This is a genomic window from Nocardia jejuensis NBRC 103114, from assembly GCF_001613145.1.
GTDB lineage: Bacteria > Actinomycetota > Actinomycetes > Mycobacteriales > Mycobacteriaceae > Nocardia > Nocardia jejuensis.
This window is the reverse complement of sequence record NZ_BDBU01000032.1, coordinates 69,056-88,659: the sequence shown is the minus strand read 5'-3', so window position 1 is coordinate 88,659 and position 19,604 is coordinate 69,056. Positions and strand designations below refer to the sequence as shown.

The following is a 19,604-nucleotide window of genomic DNA, read 5'->3' as shown; positions in this document are numbered from 1 at the left end:
CGCGCCCGCCGCGGAACCGCGGCGGGCGCGAATGATGCTGTGCGACGGTGTCAGTCGTCGATTTCGAGCAGACCCTCGGCGGTCGCGTGGTCGATGGTCTTCTCGAGGTTGGGGCAGGAGTCCGGCTTGCCGAAGATCGGTCCGGCCTCGGCCATCTTGCCGAACACCGGGCAGTGATCGGCCGGATTGACCGTCCACTGCACCGTCTTCTGGTTGCTGCTGTGCTTGCGCACCAGCACCTCGGTGCCGCAGGTCTGACACGCGATCGGCGTCAGACCGGACTCCATGTAGTGCTCTTTGTCCAAGACCGTCTGGGCGCGCACCTGCGCCCGTCGCTCCGGACGGTCCGCGAAGTCGGGTGCTTTCGCCCAGGTGGTCATCAGACGTTCGCCTCCTCGGAAGCGGCTGTGGCCTCGGCGGCTTCCTTGGCCTCACGCTTCTTGGCCAGATTCTCCTCGACCTCGACCGCCCAGGCCTCATTGGCCTTGGTGGTATCGACCTCGAACTCGAAGCGCTGGGTCGACTTGGGGTCGATGTCGGCCACGTCCACATAGAACTGGTCGTACCACCGGCGCAGCTGGTAGACCGGGCCGTCCTCCTCGGTGAGGAGCGGATTCTCGATCTTGGACTTGTGCTTCCAGATCTCGACGTCCTGCAGGAAGCCTTCGCTGACTCCCTCGGTCATCCGCGCCGCGAAGGACTGGGCCTGCTCTTCGGGCAGTCCCTTCGGCTTCTGCAGCGTCACACCCCACTGCAGCATGAACGAGTTCTGCGTGACCGGGTAGTGGCAGTTGATCAGAACGGTCTTGACCTCGTAGCCGCTGTAGATATTGACCAGCGGGTTGATCATGTACGAGGGGCCGAAGTACGACGCCTCGGACTTGAGCAGCACGTCGACGCCGGACTCGGCCGCCTGGCCGATATCGGGCCGGCCCCGGGTCTCGAGGTACTGGGTCGCGATATGACCCTCGAGCACGTTCTTGAAGAACGTCGGGAACGCGTAGTGGATATAGAAGAAGTGCGCCATGTCCACGACGTTGTCGATGATCTCGCGGCAGTTGGCGCCCTCGATCAGCAGCGAGTGCCAGGTCCACGGTGTCCACTCGTCGGACAGCGTCTCCAGGCCCTTGCCGCCGGCTTCGGTGAACGGTCCCTCGATATAAGGGATGGTGACCTCGTCGGTGGGCTTGCTGCCCTCGTGGTCGTGCCACACGAAGAGCTGATCGTTACGCTCCAGCGTGACCCACGAGCGGGTGCGAGCCAGCGGCGGCACGCGACGGGCATACGGGATGCCCGTGCACTTGCCATCGCCGCCCCAGCGCCAGTCGTGGAACGGGCAGGCGATCGAATCGCCCTTGACCTCGCCCATCGACAGGTCGCCGCCGAGGTGCCGGCAGTAGCCGTCGAGCACCTTGAGTTCACCCTTGCTGTCCGCGAAGACGACCAGCTTGGTGCCGAACGCATTGACCGAGTGCGGCTTGCCGTCACGGAACGTGCTGGTCAAGCCGAGGCAATGCCAGCCCCGGGCATAGCGGGTGGGCATCGAGCCCACGTCGATCTCGCGGACCTTCCCGCGGGGCCCTTGGGGGGTTGTCGCCATCGTTCATCCTCCTTGGAAGTACTAGAACACGTTACAAAATTGCGAGCCCCGGCGCCAGCGATACGCCCAACTAGCAGGATGAGGCCGGTCTCAGCCGCGCTTGAACACGGTTCTCGACAGGAATAGGAACGTGTTCTACTCTCAGGGACACACGAGAACCGCTTCCCGGATTCGCGGGCCGGCGCGTTCTCATAGGGAATCGCACCAGGCAGGAGCAACTGGCGAGATGAGCCAAGAAGTAGTCGAGCGGGTCGAGGCGTTGCTGCCCACGCTGCGCGAACGCGCGCAGGAGGCCGAGGATCTGCGCCGCCTTCCCGAGGAGTCCGTCAAGGACCTGCAGGAGACCGGGTTCTTCAAACTGCTGCAGCCGCGCCAGTGGGGCGGCTACGCCGCCGACCCGGTCGTCTTCTACGACACGGTCCGCAAGATCGCCAGCGCCTGCGGTTCGACCGGCTGGGTCGCGGGCATCATCGGCGTCCACAACTGGCACCTGGCGCTGTTCGATCAGCGTGCGCAGGAAGAGGTGTGGGGCGAGGACACCGACGTGCGCATCTCCTCGTCCTATGCCCCCATGGGCGCGGGCGTGGTGACCGAAGACGGCGACGGTTACACCGTGAGCGGCAAGTGGGCCTGGTCCTCGGGCTCGGATCACGCCTCCTGGGTGGTCGTCGGCGGCCCGGTGATCAAGAACGGCAAGCCGGTCGATTTCGGCTCGTTCCTCATCCCGCGCACCGATTACCGCGTCGATGACGTGTGGAACGTGGTCGGCCTGCGCGGCACCGGCTCCAACACGGTCGTCGTGGAGAACGTGTTCGTGCCCAAGCACCGCTTCCTCAGCTTCCGCACCATGGGTGAGCTGAAGTCGCCGGGCCTGGAGCAGAACACCGATCCGGTGTACAAGATGCCTTGGGGCACAATCCATCCCACCACCATCTCCACCCCGATCGTGGGAATGGCGTACGGCGCGTACGAGGCTCACGTCGAGCACCAGGGCAAGCGCGTGCGCGCGGCCTACGCCGGCGAGAACGCCAAGGACGATCCGTTCGGCAAGGTGCGCATCGCCGAGGCCGCCAGTGACATCGACGCCGCCTGGCGTCAGCTGTCCGGCAATGTCGCGGACGAGTACGCACTGCTGGTGGCGGGGCAGGACGTTCCGTTCGCGCTGCGCGCCAGCGCTCGCCGCGATCAGGTGCGCGCCACCGGCCGCGCGATCGCCTCGATCGACCGCCTCTTCGAGGCCTCGGGCGCGACCGCGCTCGCCAACGGCACTCCGCTGCAGCGCTTCTGGCGTGACGCGCACGCCGGCCGGGTGCACGCCGCGAACGATGCCGAGCGCGCCTACGTGATGTACGGCACCCACGCGTTCGGGCTCCCGATCACCGACACGATGGTGTAGCCCATGACCACTGTGGAGGAAATCACCTTCGAGTCGACCTCGCGCTACGCGCAGGTGCGGCCGGATCTGAAGCTGCATTACCACGAGGCGGGCGTGGGCAACGGTCCCACCATCGTGCTGCTGCACGGCGGCGGCCCCGGCGCGTCCTCGTGGTCGAACTTCGCCAAGAACATTCCGGTGCTGGCGCGTGAGTTCCACGTGCTGGCGGTCGATCAGCCCGGCTTCGGACTGTCCGACAAGCCGGTGGATCACCCGCAGTACTTCGTGCACTCGTCCTCCGCGCTGAAGGATCTGCTCGACACCCTCGGCATCACCGATCGTGTTCACCTGCTGGGCAATTCGCTCGGCGGCGGCGCGGCCACCCGATTCGCGCTGGACTACCCGGACCGCGCCGGCAAGCTGGTGCTGATGGGCCCGGGCGGGCTGAGCACCAACCTCTTCGCGCCGGACCCGACCGAGGGCGTCAAGCTGCTCTCGAAGTTCAACTACGAGCCGACGCGCGAGAACCTCGAGGCGTTCCTGCGGATCATGGTCTTCGACCAGAAGATGATCACGCCGGAACTGATCGAGGATCGCTTCGCCTCGGCCAGCCAGCCCGAATCGCTGGCGGCCACCCGCGCGATGGGGAAGTCCTTCGCCGGAGCGGATTTCGCCAAGGGCATGATCTGGCGTGACGCGTTCAAGCTGCGCCAGCCGGTGCTGCTCATCTGGGGCCGTGAGGACCGGGTGAACCCGATCGACGGCGCGCTGGTAGCACTGAAGATGGTGCCGCGTGTTCAGCTGCACGTGTTCGGCGGCTGCGGCCACTGGGCTCAGCTGGAGAAGTTCGACGAATTCAACCGTCTGGCAAGCGACTTCCTGCTCGGCGTCAAGGAGAAGTGAGCATGAGTATCAAGGCGCTCGGCTACATGCGCATCGAGGCCACCGATATGGCGGCCTGGCGCGAGTACGGGCTCAAGGTGCTCGGCATGATGGAGGGCACGGGCAACAATCCGGACGCCCTCTACCTGCGCATGGACGATTTCGCCGCGCGCCTGGTGATCGTGCCGGGCGAGCGGGACCGGCTGCTGGTCTCGGGCTGGGAAGTCACCGATGCCAAAGGGCTGCAGCAGCTTCGGGAGACCCTCGGCAAGGCGGGCGTCGCCTATGTCGAGGGCGAGAAGGACGAGCTCGCCGAGCGTCGCGTCGAGGGCATGATCCGCTTCGAGGATCCCTCGGGCAATACGCTCGAGGCGTTCTACGGCGCGCAGTACCTGGGCCGCCGGTTCGTCAGCCCCTACGGCCACAAGTTCGTCACCGCCGAGCAGGGTCTGGGTCACGTCGTGCTCACCTGCTCCGATGATGCCGCGGCACAGGCGTTCTACCAGGATGTGCTCGGCTTCCGGCTGCGTGACTCGATGCGGCTGCCGCCGCAGATGGTCGGGCGGCCCGCCGACGGCGATCCGGCCTGGCTGCGGTTCTACGGCTGCAACCCGCGCCACCACGCGCTGGCGTTCCTGCCGCTGCCCAACCCGACCGGCATCGTGCATCTCATGGTCGAGGTGGAGAACTCCGACGACGTCGGCCTCTGCCTGGATCGCGCGATGCGCAAGAAGGTGAAGATGTCGGCCTCCCTCGGGCGGCACATCAACGACAAGATGCTCTCCTTCTACATGAAGACGCCCGGTGGATTCGACATCGAATTCGGCTGCGAGGGTTTGGAAGTCGAGGACGAGTCGTGGATCGCACGCGAGTCCACGGCGGTCAGCCTGTGGGGCCACGACTTCACCATCGGATTCAAGTAGCGAGGGCGGCGAACTCATGACCACGACGGATCCCGTGATCGACGCACGTCAGTTCCGTAATGTGCTGGGCTCCTTCTGCACCGGTATCACCGTCATCACGACACTCGACGTGGCGGGCGAACCGATCGGCTTCGCCTGCCAGTCGTTCGCCGCACTCTCCCTCGATCCCCCGCTGGTTCTGTTCTGTCCCACCAAGGAGTCACGTTCCTGGGCGGCGATCGAACTGAACGGCAAGTTCTGCGTCAACATGCTCGCCGAGGAACAGCAGCCCGTCTGCGCCCGCTTCGGCTCGCGTGAACCCGACAAGTTCGCCGGAATCGGCTGGAATACCTCCGAGTTCGGCGTTCCGGTCCTCGACGACGCCCTGGCCACTATCCAGTGCACCGTGGACAGGGTCGTCGACGGCGGCGATCACTACATCGTGATCGGCCGAGTACAGGCCCTGTCGGAATCCTCGGATTCCGGCAGGCCCCTGCTCTTCTACCGCGGGCAGTACACCGCGATAGAGCCCGAGAAGTCGACGCCCGCTCCGTGGCGGGCAGACCTCGAGCACTTCCTCACCACCACGACGCTCGACACGTGGTTGTGAGGCGGGTTCCTCCTGGACCCTGGCGATAGACGAAGTGCCCCTGTGGATTTATCCACAGGGGCACTTCACATGTGTGGGGATCTGTGGACAAATGTGGGGACACCGGTCCCCGCGTCCGCCACGACGAGCGCCCGCCTGTGCACGCCCGCGACGGGTCGCCTCCTCAGGCGGCGGCTCTGGACTGACGGCGATATTGTCCGGGGGCCAGCCCGTATTCGCGTTTGAAGGCCTTGCCGAAGGCGAATTCGGAGCTGTAGCCCGCGCGGGCGGCGACCGTGTCCATGGACAGGTCGTCCTCGCGGAGCAGGCGGGCGGCGGTGGTCAGTCGCCAGCGGGTCAGGTACGCGAGCGGGGGTTCGCCGACCATGGCGGTGAACTTGCGGGCGAAGGCGGCGCGGGACAGGCCGGCGTGATCGGCCAGCGACTGCACGGTCCAGCCCGCGGACGGGTCGTCGTGCATGGCGGTCAGGGCCGGTGCGACCACCGGATCACGAAGCGCCGCAGCCCAACCCGTGGCCGCTGCGCGAGGCTGTCCCTCCACCCAGTCGCGCAGGATGTAGAGCAGCAGCGAGTCGATGAGTGCGGGCACGATGCCGTGCGAGCCGATGCGCGGGTTGTCCAGTTCCGCACACAGCAGCGTGATCGCGGCGGAGAGTTCGGGACTGCGATCCGGACCGGCGGGCAGGTGGATCACCTCGGGCAACTGCCGCAGCAGCGGATGCGGGCGCTGCCCGTCCAGGTGATAGTTGCCGCAGAGCAGGCTGGTGGCCGGGCCGTCCCCGCCCAGCCGCACCGAGCCCACCGGCGGACAGAAGACGTATTGGTCCGGCCGGGCCGGGGCGGCGGGAGTGTCCGGGTGGTCGGCCAGGACATGGCCGGAACCGTCCCGGACGAAGATCACGTCGCCGGGGCCCAGCGCGATCGGATCCGAACTGTCCGCGCACGGGTAGATCCAGCAATCGCCGTGCAGGACAACGTGAAAGCCCGCGCCCGCGGTCTCGGGCAGCCGAAGTCCCCACGGGGCGCGGCCGTCGGTGCGCACCGAGTGGGGTGCGCCGGTACGCATCGAGGCCAGCGCCTCGCTCAGGACATCCATTCGGCTCTCCCTGCCTCTGCGTCGAAACCGTACAACCTATCGGGCGGGGTCGACCGTCAGTACGACCTTGCCGACCGTCTGTCCCGAGGCGACGACCTCGTGGGCCTTGCTCACCTCGGCGAGCGGCAGGGTCTCCGCGACGGTGGGACGCAGCTTTCCCGCCTCCACCAATTCCGCGATCGCTTCCAGCGCGGCGTAATCCGGCTCCACCGAGACACCGGCGAAACGGCGGCCCGCGGCCTTCACGGTGGCCGCCAGCTCCTGGTTCGGGTGTTCCAGAATGCTCACCAGCACACCGCCCGGCTTCAGCACGCTCAATGAGCGTTCGCCGTCGGCGACGGAGTCGAACACCACGTCGATATCGCGCACCGCCTCGGTGAAATCGGTTGTGCGGTAGTCGATCACCTCGTCCGCGCCGAGGCCGCGCACGAAATCGTGCTTGGCGGCCGAGGCCAGCGCGATCACATACGCGCCGCGCGCCTTGGCGATCTGCACGGCCAGATGTCCGACGCCGCCGGCGGCGCGGTGGATCAGCACACGGTCGCCTTCCCGCACTCCGGCCCGGTCCACCAGGCCCTGCCAGGCGGTCAGGGCGGCCAGCGGCAGGGCCGCGGCTTCCACATGGGTGAGGCTCGCGGGCTTGCGGGCGACCTGCCGCGACGGCGTCGCGACGTACTCCGCGTATCCGGTGGCGGCGCGGGGGAAGAACGGCATCCCGAACACTTCCTCGCCGATCTCGTAGCGCGCACCCGGCCCGGCCTCCTCGACCACGCCGGAGATGTCCCAGCCGACGCCGTACGGCGGCTCGCCCAGCAGCGGGAAGGCCCCCGATCGCACCGCGACGTCCACCGGGTTCACACCGCTGGCGCGCACCCGCACCAGCACCTCACCCGAGCGCAGTTCCGGCTTGTCCAGCTCCACCACTTCCAGCACCTCGGGACCGCCGAACGCCTTCTGGATCACCGCACGCATCATCTTCTCCATTGCTCTGACGCTCGTCCTCCGGCTGTTCCGTCGAACCGAACATCAGCAACACTAGGCAGCCGCAACGAGACTCTGAATGCCTCGAAGTCTCCAGATTTTATCCGCACGTCTCACTTCATCCTGCCCCCGCGCGCCCGCCAGCCGAGGCATCCGCTGACCCCCTGGAACGGCTGACTGACGAACTCTCCGCGGGCATCACCCCCCGGGGAATTCCTCACCGACTCCCCCAGCCTCACTCCGAAGACCTCCGCGCCGCCCGCCGGTACCCCACCCCGCCCCGCCCTGGCAGAGCGCCACTCTCGCTCCCGCCCGCTGACCCGCAACCCCTGGACTCCGCAGTTCGGCGAGCGATTCACAGGCGAGCCCGAGCCTGACGAAAGAGGCGGGGCTGCTACCGAATTCGGTAGCAGCCCCGCCTCTTTCGACTATCTCGGGACGTATCTCAGGGGATGTAGGTGAGGACCACGTCGGCCAGGACGGGGGCGTCTTCTCGTTCCACGACGGTGACCGCGATGTGGAGTTCGTTGTCCTGCTGCCAGATTCGGCTGCGGAGGGTTTCGCCGGGGTAGAGGACTCCGGCGAAGCGGGTGCGGATGCCGGTTACGCGCGAGGCGTCGGAGTTCAGGACGCCGTCGGTGGCCGCCTTGCAGACCAGGCCGTAGGTGCCGAGGCCGTGCATGATCGGGTTGGGGAAGCCTGCGGCGCGGGCGAATTCGGGATCCGAGTGCAGGGGGTTGCGGTCGCCGCACATGCGGTAGAGCAGGGCCTGCTGCGGGAGGGTGGGGGTCAGGATCTCGAAATCGGGTGCGCGGTCCGGGAGTTCGGTCTTGGAACTGGGGCCGCGCTCGCCGCCGAAACCGCCCTCGCCCTTGGCGAAGATGGAGGAGCGCGCGGTCCAGAGCTGTTCGCCGTCCGAGCTGATGGCGGTGTGCTCCTGCCAGATGACAGCGGCCGAGCCCTTGTCCCAGATCTCGCTGATCCGGCGCTCGAAGGTGGCCTTGCCGGATGCCGGGATCGGGCGGTGCACCACGATCTCCTGGCTGCCGTGCACGACCTTCGCGAGGTCGATGTCGATGCCGGGGAACTGCACCTTCGGCGGATCGGTGTCGTGGAAGAAGGGCGCCACGGCGGCGAAGGTCGGGAGCACCTGGGGAGCGCGGTCGTCGAGATAGCGCAGCTCGGCCGGATCGGTCCACCGCGAACCCGCGCCCAGCGCCAGGTTGTAGTGCTGCACATCGGTTGGCGTCCAGCTGAATTCGATACTCGGCAGCTGCGCGCCGAGGGCGATAGTCGGATCGATGGGCATGAAGTTCTCTCCTCGTGAGATCTGTGGGCACTCACCCACGGGCGATCGTCGGTCCGCGGTCCCTGCTCGGCCGGCCGCCGGACGGCGCTCGTGGCGCGCGGGCAGCCCGCACCCGGGGTAACCGCGGACGTATCCGCCCGAGGCGGCCCCACTCGGGTCCGATCCTGCGATGCAACCTACTGCGGTCGCAAGACGCGAGCCCGCTCGCCGGGATCGCCATGTGCCGCGATGCCGCGCTGTGCGGCATCGCGGAACTGCCGTGCAATGCCATGCGGTGTACCGCATGCCGTACTGCCGTGCGATGTCGCGATTGCCGTGCGGTGTCGCGGTACCGCTTGTCGTACCCGCCCACGCCGACCCCGGGCAGGGGGTTCCGGGATCGGCGCGGCCGGGCGGGGTGGGCCGACCGCGGGTCCGACGTGACTCGGACTCGCGATCGGCCCGTCCTGAACCGGGTTGGGACGGTTCAGGAGGTCTCTGCGTTGGATAGGGCTCTGCGTTGAACAGGGCTCTGCGTTGGATGAGGCTCAGCGTTGGATGAGGCTCTGCGTTGGATGAGGCTCAGCGTTCAGGACTTGCTGTCGGCGACGACGGGCGCGCCGTTCCTCGCCCGCGCCACGATGTCGAGAACGGACAGGTAACCCCAGGTGATCGCGGGTCCGATGGTCGCGCCGGGTCCGGCGTAGGTATGGCCCATGACCGGCGAGGAGGTGTTGCCCGCCGCGTACAGACCCTCGATCACGGTGCCGTCCTCGCGCTGGACGCGGCCGTTGACGTCGGTGACCAGACCGCCCTTGGTGCCGAGGTCGCCCGGCACCATGCGCACGCCGTAGAACGGCCCGACCTCGAGCTTGTTCAAGCACGGATTCGGCTTGATGGTCGGATCGCCGTAGTAGCGGTCGTAGGCGCTGTCGCCGCGGTTGAAGTCCTCGTCCTTGCCGGTCTCGGCGAAGCCGTTGAACCGCTCGACGGTGCTCGCCAGGGTGTCCGCGGGGACGCCCAGCTTCTCGGCGAGTTCGGCCAGGGTCGGAGCCACGACGATGTTGTCGTTTTCCATCCAGCGGGACGGAAAACGCTGTCCGGGCTGCAGACCAGCGAAGATGTAGCGACTCCGGTAGCGCTGGTCGAAAACCAGCCAGGACGGCACGTTCTCGCCGGGGCCTTCACCCTGCCCGTATTCGCCGCCGTACATGGTGTGCACAGCCTCGACGTAAGGAGCGGACTCATTACCGAATCGCTTGCCGTCCTGGTTGACGATGATGCAGCCGGGCAGGTTGCGCTCGGCCAGGGCGAACCACGGCTTGCCCTCGCCCTTGAGCGTCGTCGGACCCCACCACGCGTCTTCCATGAAGTCGATGGCCGCGCCCGCGTCGATGCCCGCTCGAATGGCGTCGCCGGTGTTGGCGGCGGCGCCCGTCGTCCACTCGGTGGTGATGGGCTCACGCTGGTATTTGTGCCGCATGTCGGCGTTGTGCTCGAAACCGCCCGCGGCCAGCACCACGCCGTATTTGGCGTTGAACCGGACCGTCTCGCCGTTCTGCTCGGCCTCGACGCCGGTGACCACACCGTTCTCGATCACCAGCCCGCTGAGCGGAGTGTTCAGCAGCACAGGCACATTCGCGTCCAGCAGACCCGTGCGCATACCGGCGATGATGGCCTGGCCCATGCCGACCAGCTTCTTGCCGGTGACCTTGCCCCACGCCCAGCGCGAGCCGACGCGCAGCACGGTGACGAACCCGATCGGGTGGCGGCGCAACAGGTTCAGCTTCTTGTAGTCGGCCTGCAGGATGACCACGTCGAGCGGGGCCTTGCTGTACGGCGGCTCCAGATGGGCACGCTCCGCGCCGAGCTTCTTGGTGTTGAACGGCTTGGGCTCGCACGAGCGGCCGTCCGCCTTGCCGCCCGGTGCTTCGGGGTAGTAGTCGGAGTAACCCGGAACCCACTTCATCTTCAGCGGCGAGTGGTCCAGCACGAAGTCGAATGCCTCCGCGCCCCGGTCGATGTAGGTGTCGATCTTCTCCTTGGGCACACCGACATCGCCGATGATGCTGTGCAGGTAGGTGCGAGCCTCTTCGCGGTCGTCGGGCCGCCCGGACGCCTTCAGCGCCTTGTTTCCGGGAATCCAGACGCCACCGCCGGAGCGTGCGGTCGAGCCGCCGAAGTGCGCGGCCTTCTCGATGAGCACCACTTTCAGCCCGTTGTGGGCGGCGGTGAGAGCGGCGGTCATACCGGCGGCACCGCTGCCGACCACCACCACGTCGTAATCCCGATCAGTCATGTAGAACACGTTATAGAATCAATCCTGGTTTGGTCTATGTTGGTCTGGCAGATGGGACTGCTGAAGCGATCTTCTTCACAAAAACTCGTTTCAGTTTCTAGGCTCGTAACCGACTGGCCACCGGCCGTCCCCCCGCAATGGAAGGAATCAGCGTGCTGACCGACGCGCTTCGGACTGAACTGGCGGAAGAGCTCGCCCTCGCAGAGCGGGACCGCGTTCCGCTCGACCCGCTGGTCGCACGGCATCCGGGCATCGATGTGGTCGATGCCTACGAGATCCAGCTGATCAATATCCGGCGGCGGGTCGCGGCCGGATCCCGCATCATCGGGCACAAGGTGGGCCTGTCCTCGAAGGCCATGCAGCAGATGATGGGCGTCGACGAACCCGACTACGGGCACCTGCTCGGCGAGATGGAGGTGTTCGAGAACGTCCCGGTGGACACCTCGGCATTCCTGTACCCGCGGGTCGAGGTCGAGGTCGGCTTCGTCCTGGGCGCGGATCTGCCCGGCGAGGACTGCACCGAGGAGGATGTGCTCGCCGCGACCGTCGCCTACGCGCCGGCCATCGAGCTCATCGACACCCGCATCAAGGACTGGAAGATCGGTCTGTGCGACACCATCGCCGACAACGCTTCCTCGGCGGGCTGGGTGCTCGGCCCCGAACGGGTCGCCCCGAACGAGCTGGATATCAAGAAGATCGACGCGGTGCTGACGCGTAACGGCGAGGTCGTCGCGGAGGGCCGCAGCGATGCGGTGCTCGGCGATCCGACCATCGGCGTGGCGTGGCTGGCGCGCAAGGTCGCCCAGTTCGGCGTGCGCCTGAAGAAGGGCGACATCGTGCTGCCCGGTTCCTGCACCCGCGCCATCGACGCCCGCCCGGGCGACGACTTCACCGCCGAGTTCACCGGACTCGGCTCCGTCCGCCTGCGTTTCAGCTGACGCTGATACCGAGTTCACCGAGTAGGAGAAAGCCGTGACTGCAAGCAAAGTCACCGCCGCGATCGTCGGGTCCGGCAATATCAGCACCGATCTGCTGTACAAGCTGCTGCGTTCGGAGAAGATCGAGCCGCGCTGGATGATCGGCATCGATCCCGATTCCGAGGGCCTCAAGCGGGCGCGCGGACTGGGCCTGGAGACCTCCGCCGAAGGCGCGGATTGGCTTCTGGCACTGGATGAGAAGCCCGATCTGCTGTTCGAGGCCACCTCGGCGTACGTGCACCGCGCGTACGCACCCAAGTACGAGGCGGCGGGAATCCGCGCCGTTGACCTCACCCCCGCTGCCGTCGGCCCGGCCGTGATCCCGCCGGTGAACCTCGATTCGCTGCGGGACGCACCGAACGTCAACATGATCACCTGTGGTGGTCAGGCGACCATCCCGATGGTAGCCGCAGTGTCGCGGGTCGTTCCGGTGGCGTACGCCGAGATCGTGGCGTCGGTGTCGTCGGTCTCGGCCGGACCCGGAACCCGCGCCAATATCGACGAATTCACCAAGACCACCTCCGCGGGCGTGGAGACGATCGGCGGTGCGCAGCGCGGCAAGGCCATCATCATTCTGAATCCGGCCGAGCCGCCGATGATCATGCGCGACACCATCTTCTGCGCGATCCCCGAGGATGCCGACCGTGACGCGATCACGGCCTCGATCCACGAGATGGAGAAGGCGATCCAGGAGTACGTGCCCGGCTACCGGCTGCTGAACGAACCGCAGTTCGACGACCCGTCGCTGGTGTCCGGCGGCCTGGCGAAGGTGTCGATCTTCGTCGAGGTCGAGGGTGCGGGCGACTTCCTGCCGCCGTACGCCGGCAACTTGGACATCATGACCGCCGCGGCCACCCGCGTGGGTGACGTGATCGCCGATCAGATCATCTCGGCTCGGGTGTAAGGAGATTCGACCATGAACAATGTGCTGACGCCCTTCTCGGGCGAACTCGATGTGCGTGTCACCGACACCTCGCTGCGTGACGGCTCGCATCACAAGCGTCACCAGTTCACCGTCACCGAGGTGCGCGATATCGTCGCCGCCCTGGACAACTCCGGCGTGCCGGTGATCGAGGTGACCCACGGCGACGGCCTGGCCGGCTCCTCGTTCAACTACGGGTTCTCCAAAACCCCTGAGCAGGAACTGATCAAGGCCGCGGCCGAGACCGCCAAGCAGGCCAAGATCGCCTTCCTGATGCTGCCGGGCGTGGGCATCAAGGAGGACATCAAGATCTCGCAGGACAACGGCGCGTCCATCTGCCGCATCGCCACGCACTGCACCGAGGCCGATGTGTCCATCCAGCACTTCGGCTACGCGCGGGATCTGGGCCTCGAGACCGTCGGCTTCCTGATGATGGCGCACAGCACCACGCCGGAGCTGCTGGCCAAGCAGGCCCGCATCATGGCCGACGCGGGCTGCCAGTGCGTCTACGTGGTCGACTCGGCCGGCGCGCTTGTGCTGGAGCAGGTCTCGGATCGGGTGTCCGCTCTGGTCGCCGAACTGGGCAGCGACGCGCAGGTCGGTTTCCACGGCCACGAGAACCTGGGCCTGGCCGTGGCCAACTCCGTGTACGCGGTGCGCGCGGGCGCCACCCAGATCGACGGTTCGGCGCGGCGCTTCGGCGCGGGCGCGGGCAACCTGCCGGTCGAGGCCTTCATCGGCGTCTGCGACAAGCTGGGCATCAAGACGGGCGTGGACTTCTTCGCCGTCACCGATGCCGCGGAAGACGTTGTGCGACCGGCCATGCCGTCCGAATGCCTGCTGGACCGCCAGGCCCTGATGATGGGTTACGCGGGCGTCTACTCCTCGTTCCTGCGCCATGCCGAGCGTCAGGCCGAGCGCTACGGCGTCTCCGCCGCGGAGATGCTGGTGCGCGCGGGCAAGCGCAAGCTGGTCGGCGGCCAGGAGGACCAGCTCATCGATATCGCGCTGGAACTGCAGCGGGAGAAGGCGAACGCCTGATTCACCGTGCTGTGCGCGCACGGGTAGAGCCCTTCGAGTGAATGGGCCGCGACCGGGAAACCGGTCGCGGCCCATTTGCTTTCACGAGACTCGTCGGTCCGGGCGCGGCCGGTATCAGATCTTCGAGGACACCCGGCCACGGTTCTCGCGGGCGAATTGTCCGGGTGCCTGTCCCTTCCAGGCGCGAAACGCCGACGTGAAGGCCGACACGCTGCTGTAGCCGAGTCGAATTGCGGCCTGTTCCACCGTCATTCCGGCCACCAGCAGTTCCTCTGCGAGCAATCCGACGGTCTCGGTGGTGAGTTCGCGGAACGTGGTGCCCTCATCCGCGAGCCGGCGGCGCAGGGTGCGGACGCTGACATCGAGCTCGGCCGCGATCCCGGCCTGATCGGTGATGCCGCCGCGGGAGATGAGCAGCTGCCGCACCTGACCGCTGATCCCCTGCCTGCTCCTGCGCCGCTGCACGAGATCGGCGCACTGCTGCTCGTAGAAGCGCGCCGTGGCCGCGTTCGCCTGCGGGAGTTGCAGATACTGCAGACCCGACGGGCCGGTCACCACCGAGCACGCGGCGTCGAACACGACCTCCTCGACCCCCAGCATCGCACCGAACATCTCGTAGACCGGATGCGGTGGGAAGGCGACCGCGACCCGGATGATGGGCGGGCGCATCGGCATGACGTCCTGCTGGATGGACCAGATGGCGGCCACGTCGCGCTCCACGGCGAACCTGCGCAATTCCGGTGGAATACCCGAATCATCCCGCACGATGGACACTTCCGTCTCGGTCATCACCAGGTGGTGCCGCGCCACGGTGAACGACAGATCGGCGTAGCGCAGGGCCAGATCCACCGCGTCGCGCACGGTCGGGCAGCTCATCAGCGCGAACCCGAGCACGCCGAGACTCGGTGGATGACAGAGCAACCCGGCCATCAGGCCCATTCCGGGTTCGTCCCCCACTCCGGCCACGACATTGCGCATCAGGGCCAATTCTTGGCCGAGGGTGATCTCGGCCGCCGAATCGAGCAGATCTCTGTCCCGAATGCCGGTGTCGCGCAAGAGCGCAGGGGTCTCGAGGCCGCGTCCGGCGGCGAATTCGACCAGCAGTGCCGCACTGGTGATGGAGCGCAGTTGTGCCTGACCGTCGGTCACCACTGAATGGTCGCAAACTTTCGGCGTACGAAACCTCGGAACCAGCAGGTAAGTTGCTGAAATAGGCCGAAAATCGCTTGTTCCTGACCCATCTCGCGCTGGAAGAAGTAGCGTCGCGAGACTTACAGTGAATATCTAGCGAACTTACACCCGATAGACATGGAGAAGGTGAACCAATGGCCGCCTGGCAGGTGTTCACGGCCACCCTTGTAATGCTGGCTCTCATGACCGTCACGGTTCTGAGCCTGCACCACCCCCATCGCGATCCGGACAGACTTTCGGTGGACCGGATCCGCGAGCGAATCAGCAACGAGCACACCGCATCCACCGTTCTGAGCCTCGCCCCCTCCGCATGGTCCCACGTCGCGCCCGATGAACCACTGGGCGTGCAGGAAGCGCACCGGACCATGCAGCAGCACCGCCGGTGCGTGGTGGCCGAATGCGGACGCAAGGCCGCCGCGTTCCGAGTCCTCATCGATGCCGGGCGGATCAAGCCGACCCACATGCCACCCGCGCTCCAGTAGGTCCGGCGCCCACCTGGATCGGGCACCCGCTCCACGCTCGCACGCGGCGCTCCCTGCCCGGAAGCGCTCAGAGCCCGGACAGATAGTCCGGCGGGACCCCGGCAACCAACCACACCCCGTTGGTGCTGACCCTGAATTCGTAGCCGTCGCGCTGCATGGCGGCCGAATCCACCGTCAGCACCACGGGTTTGCCGCGTCTGGACCCGACCCTCACCGCCGTATCGTGCAGCGCCGAGAGATGAACATCGTGGCGGCGCATGGGTTTCAGGCCCTCGATCCGAATGCTCGGCAGCGCCGCGGCGACCGTCCCGTGGAACAGCAGATCCGGCGGTGTGCTGCGCGGATAGTCGAGCTCCACGTCGATGGAATGCCCCTGGCTCGCCCGGATGCGGGTTCCCGACTCGTCGAACTCGAAGCGGCGCTTGTCGTTTCGTGCCACCACTTCGTCCAGCTCGGCCCGGCTGACCGCCCGCCCGGCGCCGCCCAGCCCCGCCAGCAACGCGGCGACCTCCACCCAACCGGCCGCGTCGGGTTCGAGACCGATCTTCTCCGGCGCGTGCCGCAGGTGATACGACAGCCGCTTCGAGGTTGTGATCAGCTGTGCATCGTTCATGCGAAAAGTGAAGCAGGTCGGACGGCGACACCGATAGTGCTTTTCGTGGGCACGGGGAATCGGCGACCGCCGCTCAGTCCTGGTCGACCGCCGCTCAGTCCGAGGCCGCGGGTTCCGCCGCGACAGGCTCGCGGGCGCGAGGGTCGGTGCTCAGACCTCGAACGAGCAAGGCGTACAACAGGATCACCGCGACAGGCGCGGCGATCGGCAGCCACGCGACACCGGTCGGCAGCAGGGTAGCCGCACCGGCCGCCACCGTGAACACGATGGCGCCGGTCACCGACGGGATGGTCGTGGGAACCACGCCGACCGGCGCACGCACCGTGGCGGTGTTCAACAGGTAGGTGGTGGCCACCAAACCCGTTGCGCCCGCGATCAACGCACCGGTGTCGGCGAAGGTGAGCACCCCGAGCGCGACCAGCGCCGCGCCGACCGCGGCCACCCGCCAGCGCCAGCCCGCGATGACCAGCGCCAGCACCGGGGCCGCCGCGAAGGGCTCCACCAGACCCACCGCGAGCGTGAGCAGCAGGCCGGACAGGACGGCGAGGAATCTGGTCATCGGCGCACCCGCACGGTGCGACGGTGTTCGGGGATCAGGCGCATGACCTGATCGAGCCGGGTGCCCTCGGGCCAGGAGACGATGTCCACCCCGACGGTGCCCATATCGCGATACATCGAGGTGCGCTCCAGCTGCCACATGCGGGCCAGGGTGGAATCCAGGCCGCCGTGGAAGGGCGGGCCGCGCAGCACGTCCACCACCACGACCACGTGCCCGCGCTTGCGAAGATCGATGAGCGACAACGCGAACTGCGTGTCGAGCAGGGTCGAGAAGGCCACCACGATCGCTCCGATCGGCACCGCGGCGTGCGGAGCGAGCGTGCCGGAGGTCGCGATGTGCTCATCGCCGACACCGAGCACGCTGTCCACGATCCGATAGAACTGGCGGCGGCCGATGTCGGGTCGCAGCCAGCGCGGCTCGCGGCCGAGACAGACCACGGCGGTGCGGTCCCCCGCCTGCAGCGCGGACTGGGCCACCTGGGCCGCGCCGCGCACGGACAGCTCCAGCGAGTCCGAGGCGGGGCCGGGAGCCTGCATCGAGGTGTCCACCAGGACGACCACATCGGCCGCGCGGTGGGTGAAGCGCTCGGTGACGAACAGCTGCCCGCGCTGCGCGCTCACCGGCCAGTTGACGGTGCGCAGCTGATCACCGGGGGTGTAGGCGCGAATATCGGCGTATTCGACGCCGGGGCCGTGCCGCCGGGTCAGGTGCGTGCCCATGCGTTCGGGAAGTTCGGTGCGCGGCAGTCGCATTCGCTGCGGGTCCGCGATGGGATACACGTAGACCTCACCGGCGGGCAGTTGCACCGAGGCCACCGACAGGCCGGCCGGACTCAGCGCGGTGACCCGCATCGGCACCAGATAGCGGCCCCAGCGTGGCGCGGACAGCGCCAGCCGCAGACCGGCCGGGGCCGCGCCCGAGTCGACCGACTCCTCCACGCGCAACTCCATGCCGCCGATGGATTCCGGGTGCAGTCGCAGCAGCGCGTGCCCGCTCTCCACGAAGGCGGCGGCGGTCAGCACCACCTCCTCGGTCTCGAAGCAGCGCTGCACCCCCGCGCCGTCCACCTGGATGCGGGTGCGGGACTGCTGCAGCGGCGCACTGGCGAGCACACCGAGCATGGGCGCGGCGAAGACCAGCGGCTGCCACTGCCCGAACACGATCGCCAGCACCAGCGCCGGGCCCGACACCGCGGCCAGCATGAACACCAGAGGCGCGGGCCGCCACCGCAATTCGGCCTCGGTCGAGGTACTGGTGTCGCGATGCCTCATGCGGGTGTCGCGCGCGGCACCGGCAGGCGGCGCAGTAGTTCGGAGATCACGTCCTCACCGCGGATGCGGCGCACCCACATCTCGGGACGCAGGGTGATGCGGTGCGCCATGGCCGTGACGGCCAGCGCCTTCACGTCTTCGGGCACCACGTAGTCGCGGCCGCTGAGCAGGGCGCGGGCGCGCGCCATCTGCACCAGGTCGAGTTCCGCGCGCGGGCTGGCGCCCACCTCCACCTGTGGATGGCCGCGGGTGGCGGCGGCGAGCGAGACCACGTAGCCGACCACATCGGGGTGCACGGTCACGAATTCGACGCTCTGACGCATCTCGATCAGGCCCAGGGCATCCACCACCTGGCCGATCTGAGCCGGTTGCGAGCCGCGCTCGAGGCGGCGGCGGATCATGCTCATCTCGTCGGCCTCGGACAGGTAGCCGAGCCGCAGTTGCATGGCGAAGCGGTCCAGCTGCGCCTCGGGCAACGGATAGGTGCCCTCGTATTCGATCGGGTTGTCGGTGGCTATGACGATGAAAGGGTCGGGCAGCGGGAAGGTTTCACCGTCGATGGAGACCTGTCCCTCGCCCATCGCCTCCAGCAGCGCCGCCTGGGTCTTGGGCGGAGTGCGGTTGATCTCGTCGGCGAGCAGCATGTTCGTGAACACCGGGCCGCGGCGGAAACTGAAGCGGCCCGAATGCATGTCGTAGATGGTCGAGCCGATCAGGTCGGCGGGCAACAGGTCCGGGGTGAACTGCACGCGGGTGAAGTCCAGGCCCAGCGCCGTCGCGAACGAGCGCGCGATGAGGGTCTTGCCCAGTCCGGGAAGATCCTCGATCAGGATGTGTCCGCCGGCGAGCACCGCGATCATGATCAGCTGCAGTTCGTCCCGCTTGCCGACCACGACCCGGGAGATTTCGCGCAGCACGGCATCGGTGCGCTTGACCGTCACGTCCATCGGGGATGTCATCTCACTCCAAGCAATTTCGGCACAGCTCTCGCTAAATCGGTTCACATGTTCTGCAGGCGGCGCAGGATCTCGTCCAGCGCCGCGGGCCCGGGCGCGCGATTGACCTGATCGCGCGGGGCGGAATTGGCCGGATCCACCCAGCGCCACAGGTCCGGTCCGAACTGCAGCAGGCCGGCGGCCTCGGTGGCGCGCCGGTTCTTGGCCGAGCGGTGGCCGCTGGTCAGCTCGAACTCCTTGGCCAGCAGGGGCCGCAGGTGCCGGTCCCAGTCTGCCCGGGAGCCGTCGGCGCGGTCCGCGAGCATCTGCGCCCTGGCCTGCCAGCGTTGCAGCATTTCGGCTGGACCGTTGTCGATTTCGTGTTCCTCGGGCCCGGCCGGGGCGGGCCGCCGTGAGCGTTGCACCAGCGACCAGACCAGCAACCAGAGTGCTCCGGCCACCGGGATCGCGGCGATCGGCAGCAGCGACTCGCGTTGATCGCTCAGGGTCAGCACCTCGAACAGGCCGACCAGCGCCACCGCGCCGACGACGATCGCGATGCGGTTCATGAGGGACCCCC

At 67.5% G+C, this 19,604-nt stretch carries 20 protein-coding genes; 8 read left to right on the top strand and 12 right to left on the bottom strand.

Annotated elements, in window-relative coordinates; translation table 11 throughout:
- Window positions 1-50: 50 nt before the first annotated feature.
- Window positions 51-380, bottom strand: a complete 330-nt coding sequence (locus tag NJ1_RS25275) for a hypothetical protein (protein ID WP_067698665.1) — start codon at window positions 378-380, stop codon at window positions 51-53.
- Window positions 380-1,600: a 3-ketosteroid-9-alpha-monooxygenase, oxygenase component gene (locus NJ1_RS25270; protein ID WP_067698663.1), complete on the bottom strand. Its 1,221-nt coding sequence runs from the start codon at window positions 1,598-1,600 to the stop codon at window positions 380-382. Before NJ1_RS25270 ends, NJ1_RS25275 begins: the two co-directional genes overlap by 1 nt.
- 226 nt (window positions 1,601-1,826) lie before the next feature.
- Between NJ1_RS25270 and hsaA the strand changes: the two genes are divergently transcribed.
- From hsaA to hsaB, 4 genes are read left to right on the top strand one after another with little or no spacing between them, the layout of a single operon-like run.
- The gene (hsaA, locus tag NJ1_RS25265) at window positions 1,827-2,996 is read left to right on the top strand and encodes a 3-hydroxy-9,10-secoandrosta-1,3,5(10)-triene-9,17-dione monooxygenase oxygenase subunit (RefSeq protein ID WP_067698661.1); all 1,170 of its coding nucleotides are present in this window, start codon (window positions 1,827-1,829) and stop codon (window positions 2,994-2,996) included.
- 3 nt (window positions 2,997-2,999) lie between these two features.
- Window positions 3,000-3,878 (top strand): 4,5:9,10-diseco-3-hydroxy-5,9,17-trioxoandrosta-1(10),2-diene-4-oate hydrolase, encoded by an 879-nt coding sequence (hsaD, locus tag NJ1_RS25260; protein WP_067698659.1) that lies wholly within the window; start codon window positions 3,000-3,002, stop codon window positions 3,876-3,878.
- Between the two features lie 2 nt (window positions 3,879-3,880).
- A complete protein-coding gene (gene hsaC / locus NJ1_RS25255) occupies window positions 3,881-4,780 on the top strand; it encodes an iron-dependent extradiol dioxygenase HsaC (protein ID WP_067698657.1) in 900 nt (299 codons plus the stop codon).
- A 16-nt stretch (window positions 4,781-4,796) separates the two neighbouring features.
- Window positions 4,797-5,369, top strand: a complete 573-nt coding sequence (gene hsaB, locus NJ1_RS25250; protein WP_067698654.1) for a 3-hydroxy-9,10-secoandrosta-1,3,5(10)-triene-9,17-dione monooxygenase reductase subunit — start codon at window positions 4,797-4,799, stop codon at window positions 5,367-5,369.
- Window positions 5,370-5,532: 163 nt separating this feature from the next.
- On the opposite strand, the gene NJ1_RS25245 is transcribed toward hsaB, so the two are convergent.
- The 4 genes from NJ1_RS25245 to kstD all read right to left on the bottom strand — a co-directional run bounded on the left by NJ1_RS25245 (window position 5,533) and on the right by kstD (window position 11,042).
- Window positions 5,533-6,465, bottom strand: coding sequence for an AraC family transcriptional regulator (locus NJ1_RS25245; protein ID WP_067698652.1), 933 nt, complete (start codon window positions 6,463-6,465; stop codon window positions 5,533-5,535).
- 36 nt (window positions 6,466-6,501) lie between these two features.
- Entirely contained in the window at window positions 6,502-7,449 is a 948-nt protein-coding gene (locus tag NJ1_RS25240) for an NADP-dependent oxidoreductase (RefSeq protein WP_245717577.1), read from the bottom strand.
- A 442-nt stretch (window positions 7,450-7,891) separates the two neighbouring features.
- A complete protein-coding gene (gene chsH3 / locus NJ1_RS25235) occupies window positions 7,892-8,755 on the bottom strand; it encodes an enoyl-CoA hydratase ChsH3 (protein WP_067698651.1) in 864 nt (287 codons plus the stop codon).
- Between the two features lie 568 nt (window positions 8,756-9,323).
- Entirely contained in the window at window positions 9,324-11,042 is a 1,719-nt protein-coding gene (gene kstD, locus NJ1_RS25230) for a 3-oxosteroid 1-dehydrogenase (protein WP_067698649.1), read from the bottom strand.
- 143 nt (window positions 11,043-11,185) lie between these two features.
- Here kstD and NJ1_RS25225 point away from each other — a divergent pair, with 143 nt between their 5' ends.
- The 3 genes from NJ1_RS25225 to dmpG are packed head-to-tail and all read left to right on the top strand — an operon-like array spanning window position 11,186 to window position 13,973.
- Window positions 11,186-11,971 carry a 2-keto-4-pentenoate hydratase gene (locus NJ1_RS25225; protein ID WP_067698829.1) on the top strand — a complete coding sequence of 262 codons (786 nt, stop codon included), beginning with the start codon at window positions 11,186-11,188 and terminating at the stop codon, window positions 11,969-11,971.
- 34 nt (window positions 11,972-12,005) lie between these two features.
- The gene (locus tag NJ1_RS25220; protein WP_067698647.1) at window positions 12,006-12,914 is read left to right on the top strand and encodes an acetaldehyde dehydrogenase (acetylating); all 909 of its coding nucleotides are present in this window, start codon (window positions 12,006-12,008) and stop codon (window positions 12,912-12,914) included.
- 12 nt (window positions 12,915-12,926) lie between these two features.
- Window positions 12,927-13,973 (top strand): 4-hydroxy-2-oxovalerate aldolase, encoded by a 1,047-nt coding sequence (gene dmpG / locus NJ1_RS25215; protein ID WP_067698645.1) that lies wholly within the window; start codon window positions 12,927-12,929, stop codon window positions 13,971-13,973.
- 114 nt (window positions 13,974-14,087) lie between these two features.
- Here dmpG and NJ1_RS25210 read toward each other — a convergent pair whose 3' ends face one another.
- Window positions 14,088-15,122, bottom strand: a complete 1,035-nt coding sequence (locus NJ1_RS25210; protein ID WP_157574192.1) for an AraC family transcriptional regulator — start codon at window positions 15,120-15,122, stop codon at window positions 14,088-14,090.
- Window positions 15,123-15,298: 176 nt separating this feature from the next.
- Here NJ1_RS25210 and NJ1_RS25205 point away from each other — a divergent pair, with 176 nt between their 5' ends.
- Window positions 15,299-15,646: a hypothetical protein gene (locus tag NJ1_RS25205; protein ID WP_067698641.1), complete on the top strand. Its 348-nt coding sequence runs from the start codon at window positions 15,299-15,301 to the stop codon at window positions 15,644-15,646.
- A gap of 67 nt (window positions 15,647-15,713) precedes the next feature.
- On the opposite strand, the gene NJ1_RS25200 is transcribed toward NJ1_RS25205, so the two are convergent.
- The 5 genes from NJ1_RS25200 to NJ1_RS25180 form a co-directional block, all read right to left on the bottom strand.
- Entirely contained in the window at window positions 15,714-16,259 is a 546-nt protein-coding gene (locus NJ1_RS25200; RefSeq protein ID WP_067698639.1) for an RNA 2'-phosphotransferase, read from the bottom strand.
- 94 nt (window positions 16,260-16,353) lie between these two features.
- Complete coding sequence (locus tag NJ1_RS25195) at window positions 16,354-16,818, bottom strand: hypothetical protein (RefSeq protein WP_067698637.1); 465 nt, start codon at window positions 16,816-16,818, stop codon at window positions 16,354-16,356.
- Entirely contained in the window at window positions 16,815-18,089 is a 1,275-nt protein-coding gene (locus NJ1_RS25190; protein ID WP_067698635.1) for a DUF58 domain-containing protein, read from the bottom strand. Before NJ1_RS25190 ends, NJ1_RS25195 begins: the two co-directional genes overlap by 4 nt.
- Entirely contained in the window at window positions 18,086-19,048 is a 963-nt protein-coding gene (locus NJ1_RS25185; RefSeq protein ID WP_067698633.1) for an AAA family ATPase, read from the bottom strand. The genes NJ1_RS25190 and NJ1_RS25185 overlap by 4 nt, the downstream gene beginning before the upstream one ends.
- Window positions 19,049-19,089: 41 nt before the next feature.
- Window positions 19,090-19,593: a hypothetical protein gene (locus tag NJ1_RS25180; protein ID WP_067698631.1), complete on the bottom strand. Its 504-nt coding sequence runs from the start codon at window positions 19,591-19,593 to the stop codon at window positions 19,090-19,092.
- Between the last annotated feature and the right edge of the window lie 11 nt (window positions 19,594-19,604).